Source organism: Mesorhizobium japonicum MAFF 303099, assembly GCF_000009625.1.
Lineage (GTDB): Bacteria > Pseudomonadota > Alphaproteobacteria > Rhizobiales > Rhizobiaceae > Mesorhizobium > Mesorhizobium japonicum.
In genome coordinates this window covers 5,705,610-5,718,063 of sequence record NC_002678.2, presented here as the reverse complement: position 1 = coordinate 5,718,063, position 12,454 = coordinate 5,705,610, and the positions used below count along the sequence as shown (strand labels likewise).

Here is a 12,454-nt window from a genome sequence, read left to right as displayed (position 1 = left end):
ATTAGAATGCGGGTTTTTCTCGCCAAGCGTAACTTGAACTTTGGAGGGCTGATGGGAGGAACTGATGGATCTCAAGAAACTCATCACTGCCGTCCAAAGCAGTGAACCGTGCTGCCTTTTGGCATTGCTCGTTCTGCCTTGCGGCGAGGTGACCCTCAACCCTTCCGCTCCTGCTTGGCTCTGGCGAAGCCCCGATCCGTCGCGATAAATCGCTCAAGCATGGGCACAATCAGGCGCACAGGATCAGTTGGCGGCTGACCCGCGTCGCGGCAAGGATCTCAGCATATCTGGACAGATCGCGGTGCAGCGGCGCCGGCAGTTCCACTGTGACCTTAACCGGCTTGTCGTCTGCAATCGGACCGAGTTTCAGCTTGGCCATTTTCAGCCTCCGTAGGGTTCGAGCATGAGATCGCGCGTAACGACGACACGCACATTGACGCCCGGCCGTATCGTCAGCGTCGGTGCGATGTTGAGTTGGCGCTGGACGATCTGCTGGCCCACCTGGCTGAGGCTGTCGGAGGCGCCGCCGCGTAAGGCGCGCACGATGTCACTTTCCTGGCCGGACGAGCCGGCCTCCGCGCCAACGCTGAGGATGGTGGTGAGTGCGGCCGCGTTGAACAGTTCACCCCAATGGTAGTCCACGCCGTCCTCAAGGCCGGCATAGCCTTGGGCGTCAGTGCCAGGCTGGCGTTCAAGAACAATGGAGCGTCCGTTGGGAAAGACCAGCCTGCTCCAGACGAGCAGCACGCGACGCTGGCCGAAGCCGACCCCATTGTCGTACTGGCCAATGACACGCGTACCTTGCGGGATCAGCAGCGAGCGACCCGTGGGACTGTCATAGACATTTTCGGTCATCACACCCTTGAAAACAGCTACTATATAAGCTATTTTCCTCACAAAAGCTCGAAAAAGCTAATTTGTGAGGCGAAAAATGATCGATCTGAACGATCTTGGCAATGAGATCAAGAATGCCAGAAAGCAGCGCAAGCTGACACGGGAAAAGCTGGCCGAACTTTCGGGGCTCAGTCGGGCGAGGATCGAGGCGCTTGAGAACGGCAGGGTATCCGACATGGGTTTCAAAGGCGTGCTCACGCTCATGAACATTGTAGGGCTCGATTTCCGACTGACGACCTTCAACAACAAGCGTCCGACACTCGAAGACATCATGGAGGAAGACGATGCTGCGCGTTTGGGTCGGTAGCAAGCCGGTCGGCGTCCTGGACAGATCCGGCAGGCGTGGTTCGACTTTCGTGTACGATGTGAAGGCCGACGACCGTGACGCCGTGTCGCTCACGATGCCCAAGCGGACCGAATCCTGGAATTCGGAGTTCGGGCTCCTTCCCATTTTCGACATGAACCTCCCTGAGGGGGCACTTGAAGGGAAGATCAGGACGGCCTTCGCGAAGGCATTAGGTCACTTCGACGACCTAGACCTGCTGGCCGTTGTCGGCCGGTCGCAGATCGGCCGTATCCGCTTCACTGGCATGGACGAGGAACTGGTGGAGGATGTCCCGTTCCGAAGCATTGACGACCTGCTGCGCGCCCGTCGGGCGGGTGATCTCTATAACGACCTCCTCGAAACATATGCAGTCCATTCAGGGGTCGCTGGAGTGCAGCCGAAGGTCCTGGTGCGAGCCAGGGAAGATGATCCGTCGGACGGACGCCAGTCGCTGAGCGTGCGCGGCGCTACCCACATCGTCAAAATGTGGGATCCCGACGAGTATCCCGAATTGGCCGCAAACGAGTTCTTCTGCCTTATGGCAGCTCAACAAGTTGGTCTCGAGGTGCCGGACTTCCGGCTATCCGAGGATGGTCTGGCTCTCGTGGTCGAGAGATTCGACCTAACGGACGGCTCGTACTCCGGATATGAGGACTTCTGTGCGCTGAACGGCGTAACCAGCAAGGACAAGTACAACGGAGGGTACGAAACAAAACTCTTCAAGCGGATCAAAGAGTTCGTTTCTCCCGAAAATGCCGTTGGGTCATTGGAAGTCGCTTTCCGTCTGTTTGTGATTAATTGCGGTATCCGCAATGGCGATGCACACCTGAAGAATTTCGGCGTCGTTTACAAGGACGCGGAAAGCCCGGTACGGCTGGCACCCGTGTATGATCTCATCACGACAAGGGCCTACATCAAGAACGACGCAATGGCGCTCACCCTCGACGGCTCCACCGCCTGGCCCGACCGAAAGAAGCTTGACCGTTTGGGCGTTACCCGCGCGAACCTCCGACCGGGACGCGTAGCGGAGATCGTAGAGCAGACCTGCGACGCGCTCTCAGACGTTTCGGGAAGGGTGAAGGCCTATTTTGAAGAATCCAGCTTCCCTGAGGTCGGCGAAAAGATGCTTAGGGAATGGCAGGCTGGAGTGGGCTCCCTTAGCGAGGGAAAGACGATCCACCTGATGGAGGCTTTAGACGCAACATCAGCGAGAAACGACTAAAATATCAGCCATTTCAGCGATAATTTAGCATAATAGCCAATATTCGAGCTGTTTTGACTGCTCTATAACCCACCGCGGCCTTCCAGCCCTCGCTCAGGCCAATTCTCCTAGCATTCCGCCAGCATGGGCTCGCCCAGTTAAAGCGCCGGATCGGGCGCCAGGATCGGCATCGACGGCGGAATGAGTGTCGGCACATGTTTCTTGCCACCGACCCAGGCGTCGACGATATCCGACCATTCCTGCATCATGTGGCGGCGTTGAACTTCATACTCAGCCTTATTGTAGACACCTCGCGACGAGCGCCCGTCCTCGTGCGCCAGACATTTCTCGATCCAATCGCTGTTGAAGCCGAGCTCATTCAACAGGGTCGAGCCCGTTCGCCGCAGGTCATGAACCGTAAACGGCTCCAGAGGCAGCCCGTTCGCCTTCGCCCGTTCAACGACTGCGTAGGTGATCCGATTAAACGTGGCGCGCGACATCGGGGCGTCCGCATCGTACCGCGATGGTAGAAGGTATCTGGAATTTCCCGCACAGGTCTTCAGGGCAATCATGATGTCGAGCGCTTGGCGTGACAGGTAGACGTTGTGCGCCTTTGATCGCTTCATGCGCTCCTTCGGGATCGTCCAGACAGCATTCTCGAAATCGACCTCGTCCCACACCGCGTCCTGCAGCTCGCTCTTGCGCACCATGGTGAGCAGATAAAGCCGCATTCCCAAACGGATAGTGGGAATTGTGGCAACGTGCTCCAGTTGCTTCAGCATCACGCGAATTTCTGAGGGCGAAAGCGAGCGGTCCTTCGGCACGAAAGTAGCAATTGACGCGGGCCCAACTTCATCAGCCGGATTGGCCACCTTTTCCCCGTGCAAAATCGCGAAGCCGTAGATTTGCTTCAGGATGTCTCGAACGTGGATGGCGGTAGCCGGAGCGCCACGCTCAACAATAGCGCCGCAATGGGTCCGCAGGTCATCCGGCGTAATCTCCGTCAGCAGGCGATTGCGCCAGACCGGAAGAAGCTCCCGCTCGAAGATGGCGCGCCGCATGGCGCGCGTGCTGTCGGCCATCGGCGCCGCGGTGAGCCACTTCTCCCCGAACTCGCCAAAACTCTTAGCCTCTTTCAGGCGACGCTTGTCACGCTGCTTCTCGATCGCCGGCGATCGCCCCTCGCCAATGGCGCGCTTCGCGTCGAGGCACTTCTCTCGGGCCAAAGCGAGCGAGATCCCGTCTCTGCCATATCTGCCTAGATAGATCGTCTCACGGCGTCCATTGAGCCTGTAATCCAGCCGAAACGAGATCGCGCCACTGGGCATAACGCGAACGTATATGCCGTCACGGTCAGCGATCTTGTAGATTTTTTCTTTCGGTTTCAGTGCCTTAAGGGCGACGTCCGTCAACATACCCATTGCCTCCTGAAAAGTACCGTCAGTACAATTTCGAGGGCCGGTGGCAGGAAATTCCTTTTTTCTTCAATGCCTTAAGGCACAAAAAAGTACCGTCACGAGCCTCATTGGCTCTGACGGTACTTTGAAAAATTCGGGTGGGCAATATGCGGAAGGTCCGTCAAGCGGTCCGTCGAAGGCAATCGCTGCGTGCCGATTGTCGCTGATTGTCCCTGAAAGGATTTATATTTGTATTCAGTGCGTTACGTCGCAGATTGGCGTATTTTCGGCGGCGTTTGAGTGGGTCTGAATCATTCCCACTCGATCGTGCCAGGCGGCTTCGACGTGACGTCGTAGACGACGCGGTTGATGCCACGGACCTCGTTGATGATGCGTGTGGCGGCGGCACCCAGGAAGGCCATGTCGTAGTGGTAGAAATCCGCCGTCATGCCGTCGACCGAGGTGACGGCGCGCAGCGCGCAGACGAATTCGTAGGTGCGGCCGTCGCCCATCACGCCGACGGTCTGCACCGGCAAGAGCACGGCGAAGGCCTGCCAGATGGCGTCGTAGAGGCCGGCCTTGCGGATCTCGTCGAGATAGATGGCGTCGGCCTCGCGCAGAATCTCCAACTTCTCGCGCGTGATGCCGCCCGGGCAGCGTATGGCAAGGCCTGGACCTGGGAACGGATGGCGACCGATGAAGCTTTCGGGCAGGCCGAGCTCCTTGCCGAGCGCCCTCACCTCGTCCTTGAACAGTTCGCGCAGCGGCTCGACCAATTGCATGTTCATGCGCTCGGGCAGGCCGCCCACATTGTGGTGCGACTTGATGGTCACCGACGGGCCGCCGGTGAAGGAGACACTTTCGATGACGTCGGGATAGAGCGTGCCTTGCGCCAGGAAGTCGGCGCCGCCGAGCTTTTTGGCTTCCTCCTCGAACACTTCGATGAACAGCCGGCCGATGGTCTTGCGCTTCTTCTCGGGGTCAACCTCGCCTTCCAGCGCCGAGATGAATTTTTCCGAAGCATCGACCAGGATCAGCGGCAGGTTGTAGTGCTGGCGGAACATCGCCACCACGCCCGCCGCCTCGTCCTTGCGCATCAGGCCATGGTCGACGAGGATGCAGGTGAGCTGGTCGCCAACCGCCTCGTGGATCAAAAGCGCCGCGACCGAGGAATCCACACCGCCCGACAGCGCGCAGATGACCTTGCCCTTGCCGACCTGCTTGCGGATCGCCTCGACCGCGTGTTCGCGGTAGGCGCGCATCGTCCAGTCGCCCTCGATGCCGGCGATGTTGTGGACGAAGTTCCTGAGCAGCCGGGCGCCGTCGGGCGTGTGCACCACTTCCGGATGGAACATGATGCCGTACATCTTGCGCTCGACATTGCCGAAAATGGCGAAGGGCGAGCTTTCCGACTTGCCGAAAACCTGAAAACCCGGAGGCAAGGCGATGACCCGGTCGCCATGGCTCATCCACACCTGATGGCGCTGGCCGGTGGCCCACAGGCCCTCGAACAGCGGGCTGTCCTTCTCGATTTCGACGAAAGCGCGGCCGAACTCGCGATGGTTGGAGCTTTCGGCGACACCGCCCATCTGCACGCACATGGCCATCTGGCCATAGCAGATGCCAAGCACCGGCACCCCGGCATCGAAGACGATCTGCGGCGCACGCGGGCTGCCGATATCGGACGTCGAAGCCGGGCCGCCGGACAGGATGACGGCTTTGGGATTGATGCGCTTGAACGCGGCTTCGGCCGATTGGAACGGCACGATCTCGGAAAACACGCCGGCCTCGCGGATGCGGCGGGCGATGAGCTGCGTAAACTGGCTGCCGAAATCGACAATCAGGACGGTGTCGGGATGATTGGCTGTTTTCATGGCGAGCGTTTAGAGAAAGAAATGAGTCGACGCAATGGGTTACAAAGCCGCGCTGTTCACTGAACGCCGGCCTTTTTATCGCCGGCGTCCGCCTGCCCGGCATCGAGTGTCCGCAATGCATCCATCAGCGCCGCGAACCGCTGCTGGCCGATGCGCTCGATGTAGCCATGCTCGATCTGGAGCTTGATGCGGTCGCCGTCACGCAAGGCATCCAGACCTTTGCGCGTGTAGCCGACAAGCTTGCCGCGCCCGTCCCGCGGGTCGGGGAGACGCTGCACCACGCCCTCCGCCTCCAGCCCGTCGAGCAATTGTTGGACCGCCTGCTTGGAGATTGCCGAGCGCTCGATCAGCGCCGCCTGACGAATGCCGCCGCGTGGGATATGTCCCAGCAGCCCTGCGCGCGCTTCGGTGAACCAGCCGTGGCCGGCTGTGCGCATCGCGGCAGCGAATTCGGCCTGCCAGGCACGGCTTGCCTGCCACAGGCGCCAGCCGACGTGATCGGGAAGCGCTTCGGTTTTTTCGTCAAGCTCCTTGACCACTTTGTCGCGACTCCATATAGTCAAGATACTTGACGACCTTGCTCGCGTCGAGCGCTTTCGAACTCAAACCTTTGGATAGGGATAATGACAATTCTGAACAAGGACACGCTGGCCATTATCATGATCGGCACCACGCATGTGGTCGACATGGGCGGCAAGAGCGCCTTCATCCACTACGAAACCACGGACCGGGCGCATTTGCTGTTGCCGGACGGCACCCGTTTCCACGGACTTTGGACGCTGCAGGACGATGGCTACAAGGTCGAATGGCAGGACGGCCCAACCGGCTCCTGGAAACTCGATCACACACCGGGAGCTATCGACTATGTCGATGCGGCCGGCATTGTGCGCGGGCGCATCTTGCGCATCGATTTCGGCGACCCGGAGAGCCTTCGCGGCTTGACCTGGTTGCGCTCAGATGCCGAGCAGGCCTGAGCCGATCGCCTGTTCGAGCCGCATGACGGCGTCGGCCAGCTTTTCGTCGATAACATGGAGATATTCGGTCCAGTCGCCGACATGCCTGAGATCGGCCGCGCCGTCGGAAATGCCGCGCAGACCGATCAGGGGCACATCGAACAGCTGGCAGGCGCGCAGGCAGGCGAAGGTTTCCATGTCGACCATGTCGGCCGCGATTGCATCATAGGCAGCGCCGGTGATGATGGCGCCGCCGGTCGACAGCGTGGCCTGCTTGATTTCGGGAATACGAAACGGCAGCGGCGCGGTGACCGGCAGGTCAAGAAAAGGGGTCGCGCCCCTTTCGAAACCCAAGGGCGAGGCATCGATGTCGCGATAGCTGACGGAGACGGCCTGATAGATTTCCGTCTGTTCCAGGGTCCGGCTACCGGCTGAGCCGAGCGAGACGACAAGGTCCGGCAACGCCTGCTGCGACTTCAGCCAGGACAGTTCCGCGCCGACCCGGACGGCTGCCTCGACCGGACCGACGCCCGTCATCAGCGGCGTGAACAGTTTTTGCAGATGCGGGCCATATTCGGCCTGCGCCGCCATGACGAAGAGGACGTCCTTGCCGCCAATTCTTGTAATGTTGGCCATCACCCCGCTATCCCATCCCGCCCAACCACCGTCATCATCGTTCCCGTCATGGTGGCGATGAGCTTGGCCTCGCCGTCGGCGGCGAAGGCGTAGGCCTGGCCATCGGCGACGATGATGGTGCGGCCGGGCTTGGTCACCGAGCCTCGGAATAGGAACCGTTCGCCCCTGCCCGGCGCCAGAAGGTTGACCTTGAATTCGATGGTCAGCACGCCGGAATTTTCCGGCATCAGCGAAAAGGCCGCGTAGCCGCAGGCCGAGTCCAGCGCCGTCGAGATGACGCCGGCATGCAGGAAGCCATGCTGCTGGGTGAGCGCCGCCGAATAGGGCATCTCGATCTCGATGATGCCGGGCGTCACCAGTGTCAGCTCGGCGCCGATCGTCGCCATCGCCTGCTGGCGCGCGAAGGACGCCCTGACGCGATCCTCATAATCGGGAGCCGGTACGATCTTTGCTGCCATCGCAATTGCCTTCGTTTGTCTGGCAAAGCTTATTGCAGAGGGATGGGCGGCAGGCAATCGCAATTGCTGCACTGCAACAATTCGCCCGTCGGCCGCCATGTGGAGACATTGGCGATCCGGCCGGCTCAGTTGGCCCGGCGCAGCGCGCAGAAATAAAACCCGTCCGTTCCGCTCAGCAATGGCGACAGCGAGATATCGCCGGCAGAACCGATCCGCGCGGCCGCCTCGTGGCCCGGAAAATGGCTGTCCCACAGTGCACGGTGGTCGACTGGAACAAAACGGCTGTCGCGGTCGCGGAACGTGGCGATCTGCTCGCCATTCTCCTCGGAGAATACCGAGCAGGTGATGTAGACCAGCAGGCCGCCGGGTTTGACATAGGCTTGTGCCGCATCGAGGATCGCCGACTGCTCGCCCTTGCGGGCATCGAGCTGCCTTTGCGTCAGCCGCCATTTGGCATCGGGACGGCGCCGCCAGGTGCCGCTGCCGGTGCAAGGCGCGTCGACCAGCACGATGTCCATGTGATTGGAGAGCGGAGCGAGTTCGGCCGGCTTGGTGACGACCTGGACGTTGCGGTTTTCCGAGCGGCGGATGCGGTCGAAGATTGGCGCCAGCCGCGCCTTTTCGGCATCATGGGCAAATATCTGGCCGCGATTGTCCATCGCAGCCGACAGTGCCAGCGTCTTGCCGCCGGCGCCGGCGCAAAAGTCGAGCACCTGCATGCCGGCCTCGGCACCGGCAAGTGTCGCCGCTATTTGCGAGCCCTCGTCCTGGACCTCGAACCAGCCCTTCTGGAAGGCGGGCTCGGCTTGCACGTTCGGGTGTCTGCCGTCGCCATCGATGGGCGGAATGCGGATGCCGAGCGGCGCGATCCGCGCGGCTTGCGCCCCTGTATCGGCCAGTTCCTTGAGCACCCTGGCGCGATCGGCTTGCAGCGTGTTGACCCTTATGTCGAGCGGCGGGCGCGTCGCCAGCGCCGCGCCCTCCCCGACCCATGCCTCGCCAAAAGCCCGTTCGAAAAGCGGTTCACACCAATCGGGTATATCGGCGCGCACCGCGAGCGGCGCGTCGGCAAGCCCGCGACCGGCGATCGTCTGCAGCTCGGTGGCGCTGAGCAGCGGCGGCGCGAACTTGTCGCCGTCGAGCGCGTCGTTGAGCGACTGCGCCGTGTGGCCCCATTCGAGCAGCAATGCGCCGAAGCCGACGGCGCGCGGCGTGTCTTCGCCGAGCAGCCATCCGGCGGAGCGTTTGTGGCGCAGCGCGTCGTAGACGATGTTGCCGATCGCCGCGCGATCACCGCCGCCGGCGAAGCGGTGTGACAGGCCCCAATCCTTCAGCGCATCGGCCACCGGCCGGTGACGCCGGCCAATGTCCTCCAGCACTTCGATGGCCGCTGCCAGCCGTCCGCCCAGTCGCATTGATCATTCCATCAAATCGAGATTTATCGCCTGCTCTTAGAGCCTTTCGCGTCCGGATTGAACCCCGCTCCGTCACGCGACGAAGAGGCCGCCTGAAATCTGTCCGATCGATAAATATCGCGGGCCGGCAACAGCAGATCGATCAATAGATGCAAGGTCTCTAATGTTCACGACTGGCAACCGCAAGCACGGTTTGTGGCGCAACCGCTCTGCTTTCCAAGTTTTTCCGTTGGGAATACTCTTAACGCCATGATTCGCGGCGCGGAAAACGCGGACCGGCGGATCGCTACGAGGAGAGGGCAATGAAAACTTATCTGGCTGAAGTTCTAGGCACATTTCTGTTGGTGTTCATCGGCACGGCGTCGGTGGTGACGGGCGGCTTCGGCGGCGCGCTGCCGCTCGGCCAGGAAGGTATCGGTCTGGCATTCGGCATCGGCCTCATCGCCGCGGCCTATGCGATCGGCCCGATTTCGGGCGCACATCTCAATCCGGCGGTGACACTCGGCGTCTTCCTCGCCGGCCGGCTGCCGGCCAAGGACGTCATCCCCTACTGGATCGCGCAGATCATTGGCGCCATCCTGGCTTCGCTGGCGCTGTGGATCATTGTTTCCGGCCAGGCCGGCGGCCACACCGGCGGTTTCGGCGCCAATGGCTGGGACGAGACGAAATGGGGCATGAGCTCGGCCTTCCTGTGGGAACTGATCGGCACCTTCACCTTCGTCACGGTGATCCTCGGCGTTACCGCTGAAAAGCACTCGACGGCGTTTGCCGGCCTGGTCATCGGCCTGACGCTGGCCGGCATTCACTTCGCCATGATCCCGGTCACCGGCACCTCGGTCAATCCGGCCCGCTCCATCGGCCCGGCTCTGTTCACCGGCGGTGCCGCGCTCAGCCAGCTCTGGCTGTTCATCGTCGCCCCGCTGATCGGCGGCGCCATCGCCGGCGTCGTCGCCAAGGCACGCATCTTCGAGAAGGATTGATCGAACGCCTGAATGCAAAAGGCGCGGGTCACGGCCCGCGCCTTTTTTGTTGGATAGAGCTTTGTCTGGATCAGCCGGCGATGTCGAAACGGTCGGCGTTCATCACCTTGGTCCAGGCCACGACGAAGTCCTTGGCGAACTTCGCCTTGGCGTCCGCCGTCGCATAGACTTCGGCAAGCGCGCGCAACTGCGAGTGCGAACCGAAGATCAGGTCGGCGCGGGTGCCCGTCCACTTCACTTCACCGGTCTTGCGGTCGCGGCCTTCGAACACGTCCTTGGCATCCGATGTCGCCTTCCACTCCGTGCCCATGTCGAGCAGGTTGACGAAGAAGTCGTTGCTCAGCGTTTCCGGCTGTTTGGTGAACACGCCATGCTTCGACTGTCCGGCATTGGCGCCGAGAACGCGCAGGCCACCGACGAGAACCGTCAGCTCAGGCGCGGTCAGCGTCAGCAACTGCGCCCGGTCGACCAGCGCCTCTTCGACGGTCAGCCGCTGCTTGCCGCTGACATAGTTGCGGAAGCCGTCAACAGTCGGCTCCAGCGGCGCGAAGGAGTGAATGTCGGTCTGCTCCTGCGAGGCGTCCATGCGCCCCGGCCAGAACGGAACGTCGACGCTGTGGCCGGCGGCCTTCGCGGCCTTCTCGATGCCGGCGTTGCCGCCGAGAACGATCAGATCGGCAAGCGAGACCTTCTTGCTGCCGGTCTGTGCGGCATTGAAGTCCTTGGCGATCGCCTGGAGCTTGTCGAGCACCTTGGCGAGCTCGGCCGGCTGGTTGACGGCCCAGTCCTTCTGCGGGCTGAGGCGGATGCGCGCGCCATTGGCACCGCCACGCTTGTCAGAACCGCGGAAGGTGGAGGCCGACGCCCACGCCGTCGAAACCAGCTGCGACACGGACAGGCCGGAGGCCAGAATCTCAGCCTTGAGCGCTTCGGCATCCTGCTCGTCGATCAGCACATGATCGACCACCGGGATGACGTCCTGCCAGGGCAGCTCTTCCTTCGGAACCAACGGGCCGAGATAACGGGCGACCGGGCCCATGTCGCGGTGGGTCAGCTTGTACCAGGCGCGGGCGAAGGCGTCGGCGAACTGATCCGGATTCTCATGGAAGCGCTTCGAGATCGTTGCGTAGGACGGATCGAAACGCAGCGCGAGGTCGGTGGTCAGCATGGAGGGTGCGTGACGCTTGGCCGAGTTGTGTGCGTCCGGCACCGTGCCGGCACCGGCGCCACCCTTCGGCGTCCATTGATGCGCGCCTGCCGGGCTCTTGGTCAGTTCCCAGTCGAAGCCGAACAGATTGTCGAAGAAGTTGTTGCTCCATTTGGTCGGCGTCGTCGTCCAAATGACTTCCAGACCGCTGCCGATGGCGTCACCGCCCTTGCCGGTGCCGAATTTGCTCGCCCAGCCAAGGCCCTGCTGCTCGATATCAGCGCCTTCCGGCTCGACACCCACCAGGCTCGCGTCACCCGCACCATGGGTCTTGCCGAACGTATGGCCGCCGGCGATGAGTGCTACGGTTTCCTCGTCGTTCATCGCCATACGCGCGAATGTGTCCCTGATATCGCGCGCCGCGGCCAGCGGATCCGGATTGCCGTTCGGTCCCTCCGGATTGACGTAGATCAGCCCCATCTGCACGGCGCCGAGCGGGTTCTGCAGGTCACGGTCGCCGCTGTAGCGCTCGTCGGCCAGCCACTTGCCTTCGGGACCCCAGTAAACGTCCTGCTCAGGCTCCCAGACGTCGGCGCGGCCGCCGGCAAAGCCAAAGGTCTTGAAGCCCATCGATTCCAGCGCGACGTTGCCGGTGAGGATCAGAAGGTCGGCCCAGGAGATCTTGCGGCCATATTTCTGCTTGATCGGCCACAAAAGCCGGCGGGCCTTGTCGAGGTTGACATTGTCCGGCCAGCTGTTGAGCGGCGCGAAACGCTGCTGGCCAGCCCCGGCGCCGCCGCGGCCGTCGGCAATGCGGTAGGTGCCTGCGCTGTGCCAGGCCATCCGGATGAACAGCGGGCCGTAGTGGCCGAAATCGGCCGGCCACCACTCCTGCGAATCCGTCATCAGCGCGTGCAGGTCCTTGATGACGGCGTCGAGGTCGAGGCTCTTGAATTCCTCGGCATAGTCGAACGCCTCACCCATCGGGTCGGACAGAGAGGACTGCTGATGCAGGATCTGGACGTTCAGCTGGTTCGGCCACCAATCACGGTTGGTCCGACCGGCGGATCCATGCGCCACAGGGCATTTGCCCGCGCTGTTGTCGTCGGTTTTCGCGTCCATATCACTGCTCCGATTTTGCCGAGGTTTGATTTGATTTTTTGCCAAGATTTTG

At 61.8% G+C, this 12,454-nt stretch carries 11 protein-coding genes and 2 pseudogenes; 4 read left to right on the top strand and 9 right to left on the bottom strand.

All coding sequences use genetic code 11. The features are described from left to right. Positions 1-155: 155 nt before the first annotated feature. Positions 156-379 (bottom strand): annotated as a pseudogene (locus MAFF_RS28375) (DUF2274 domain-containing protein). A 2-nt stretch (positions 380-381) separates the two neighbouring features. Further along, positions 382-855: pseudogene (locus MAFF_RS28370) on the bottom strand (TrbI/VirB10 family protein); the annotation flags it as partial. A gap of 76 nt (positions 856-931) precedes the next feature. On the opposite strand from MAFF_RS28370, the gene MAFF_RS28365 reads away from it, so the two are divergent. Together MAFF_RS28365 and MAFF_RS28360 are read left to right on the top strand one after the other, a co-directional pair. Further along, entirely contained in the window at positions 932-1,201 is a 270-nt protein-coding gene (locus tag MAFF_RS28365) for a helix-turn-helix domain-containing protein (protein ID WP_048894816.1), read from the top strand. Further along, positions 1,179-2,441, top strand: coding sequence for a type II toxin-antitoxin system HipA family toxin (locus MAFF_RS28360; RefSeq protein WP_010914449.1), 1,263 nt, complete (start codon positions 1,179-1,181; stop codon positions 2,439-2,441). Before MAFF_RS28365 ends, MAFF_RS28360 begins: the two co-directional genes overlap by 23 nt. A gap of 137 nt (positions 2,442-2,578) precedes the next feature. Here the strand turns inward: MAFF_RS28360 and MAFF_RS28355 are convergent, their stop codons facing one another. The 3 genes from MAFF_RS28355 to MAFF_RS28345 form a co-directional block, all read right to left on the bottom strand. Further along, positions 2,579-3,835 (bottom strand): tyrosine-type recombinase/integrase, encoded by a 1,257-nt coding sequence (locus MAFF_RS28355; RefSeq protein ID WP_044551466.1) that lies wholly within the window; start codon positions 3,833-3,835, stop codon positions 2,579-2,581. 293 nt (positions 3,836-4,128) lie between these two features. Next, complete coding sequence (gene guaA, locus MAFF_RS28350; protein WP_010914447.1) at positions 4,129-5,691, bottom strand: glutamine-hydrolyzing GMP synthase; 1,563 nt, start codon at positions 5,689-5,691, stop codon at positions 4,129-4,131. A 56-nt stretch (positions 5,692-5,747) separates the two neighbouring features. Then, positions 5,748-6,230, bottom strand: coding sequence for a MarR family winged helix-turn-helix transcriptional regulator (locus MAFF_RS28345; RefSeq protein WP_010914446.1), 483 nt, complete (start codon positions 6,228-6,230; stop codon positions 5,748-5,750). A gap of 84 nt (positions 6,231-6,314) precedes the next feature. Between MAFF_RS28345 and MAFF_RS28340 the strand changes: the two genes are divergently transcribed. Beyond that, positions 6,315-6,665 (top strand): hypothetical protein, encoded by a 351-nt coding sequence (locus MAFF_RS28340; RefSeq protein ID WP_010914445.1) that lies wholly within the window; start codon positions 6,315-6,317, stop codon positions 6,663-6,665. On the opposite strand, the gene MAFF_RS28335 is transcribed toward MAFF_RS28340, so the two are convergent. The 3 genes from MAFF_RS28335 to MAFF_RS28325 all read right to left on the bottom strand — a co-directional run bounded on the left by MAFF_RS28335 (position 6,645) and on the right by MAFF_RS28325 (position 9,153). Further along, positions 6,645-7,280 (bottom strand): 5'-methylthioadenosine/S-adenosylhomocysteine nucleosidase, encoded by a 636-nt coding sequence (locus MAFF_RS28335; RefSeq protein ID WP_044549491.1) that lies wholly within the window; start codon positions 7,278-7,280, stop codon positions 6,645-6,647. The two genes, MAFF_RS28340 and MAFF_RS28335, sit on opposite strands and share 21 nt — an antisense overlap. Next, complete coding sequence (locus tag MAFF_RS28330) at positions 7,280-7,738, bottom strand: PaaI family thioesterase (protein WP_023686843.1); 459 nt, start codon at positions 7,736-7,738, stop codon at positions 7,280-7,282. The genes MAFF_RS28335 and MAFF_RS28330 overlap by 1 nt, the downstream gene beginning before the upstream one ends. A gap of 125 nt (positions 7,739-7,863) precedes the next feature. Continuing rightward, positions 7,864-9,153, bottom strand: coding sequence for an RsmB/NOP family class I SAM-dependent RNA methyltransferase (locus MAFF_RS28325; protein ID WP_010914442.1), 1,290 nt, complete (start codon positions 9,151-9,153; stop codon positions 7,864-7,866). Positions 9,154-9,455: 302 nt separating this feature from the next. On the opposite strand from MAFF_RS28325, the gene MAFF_RS28320 reads away from it, so the two are divergent. Continuing rightward, entirely contained in the window at positions 9,456-10,133 is a 678-nt protein-coding gene (locus tag MAFF_RS28320; protein ID WP_010914441.1) for an MIP family channel protein, read from the top strand. A gap of 70 nt (positions 10,134-10,203) precedes the next feature. Here MAFF_RS28320 and katG read toward each other — a convergent pair whose 3' ends face one another. Then, positions 10,204-12,402: a catalase/peroxidase HPI gene (gene katG, locus MAFF_RS28315; RefSeq protein ID WP_032929051.1), complete on the bottom strand. Its 2,199-nt coding sequence runs from the start codon at positions 12,400-12,402 to the stop codon at positions 10,204-10,206. Between the last annotated feature and the right edge of the window lie 52 nt (positions 12,403-12,454).

Bases quoted from the DNA above. Each gene is read 5' to 3' on its own strand.
- MAFF_RS28365 (WP_048894816.1), top strand. From the start codon at position 932: ATGATCGATCTGAACGATCTTGGCAATGAGATCAAGAATGCCAGAAAG.
- MAFF_RS28360 (WP_010914449.1), top strand. From the start codon at position 1,179: ATGCTGCGCGTTTGGGTCGGTAGCAAGCCGGTCGGCGTCCTGGACAGA.
- MAFF_RS28355 (WP_044551466.1), bottom strand. From the start codon at position 3,835: ATGTTGACGGACGTCGCCCTTAAGGCACTGAAACCGAAAGAAAAAATC.
- guaA (WP_010914447.1), bottom strand. From the start codon at position 5,691: ATGAAAACAGCCAATCATCCCGACACCGTCCTGATTGTCGATTTCGGC.
- MAFF_RS28340 (WP_010914445.1), top strand. From the start codon at position 6,315: ATGACAATTCTGAACAAGGACACGCTGGCCATTATCATGATCGGCACC.
- MAFF_RS28335 (WP_044549491.1), bottom strand. From the start codon at position 7,280: ATGGCCAACATTACAAGAATTGGCGGCAAGGACGTCCTCTTCGTCATG.
- MAFF_RS28330 (WP_023686843.1), bottom strand. From the start codon at position 7,738: ATGGCAGCAAAGATCGTACCGGCTCCCGATTATGAGGATCGCGTCAGG.
- MAFF_RS28325 (WP_010914442.1), bottom strand. From the start codon at position 9,153: ATGCGACTGGGCGGACGGCTGGCAGCGGCCATCGAAGTGCTGGAGGAC.
- MAFF_RS28320 (WP_010914441.1), top strand. From the start codon at position 9,456: ATGAAAACTTATCTGGCTGAAGTTCTAGGCACATTTCTGTTGGTGTTC.
- katG (WP_032929051.1), bottom strand. From the start codon at position 12,402: ATGGACGCGAAAACCGACGACAACAGCGCGGGCAAATGCCCTGTGGCG.